The organism is Achromobacter sp. GbtcB20, from assembly GCF_019091095.1.
Taxonomy (GTDB): domain Bacteria; phylum Pseudomonadota; class Gammaproteobacteria; order Burkholderiales; family Burkholderiaceae_B; genus Achromobacter; species Achromobacter mucicolens.
Genome location: NZ_JAGXJZ010000250.1, coordinates 1 through 426 on the forward strand (window position 1 = coordinate 1; position 426 = coordinate 426).

The following is a 426-nucleotide window of genomic DNA, read 5'->3' on the forward strand; positions in this document are numbered from 1 at the left end:
AGGGTCTCGAGCTTGAAGTCGCCCGTCAGCACGTTGACGCCGGTCTCGGCGCGTACGTCCGCGATCAGGACGTCGATCAGGTCGCCGCGGCCGAACACGCCCGCCGCGTTGATGCGGTCGACGAAGCGCGCCGCGTAGTCGGGCAGCGGCACGCAGTGGCGCCGCAGCTTCTGCGGCAGGGATTTCAGCAGCAGGTGCACTTTTTCCTTGAGCATGCCTGGCACCAGCCAGGCCGCGCGCTCGAGCGGGATCTGGTTCAGCGCGAACAGCGGCACCGCCAGCGTGACGCCGTCGCGCAGGCTGCCCGGCTCGAAGTGGTACGACAGGCCCATCTCGATGCCGGTGACGTTCATCGTCTTCGGGAACAGCTCGGTGGTGACGCCGGCCGCCTCGGGCCGCATCAACTCCTCGCGGTTCAGGTAGAGC

Annotated in this window: 1 protein-coding gene; it reads right to left on the minus strand. The window is 68.3% G+C overall.

Going from position 1 to position 426, the window contains the following annotated elements:
• On the minus strand, positions 1–426 hold a 426-nt coding region (locus tag KVT32_RS28835), incomplete at both ends, for a DUF3418 domain-containing protein (RefSeq protein WP_217619285.1).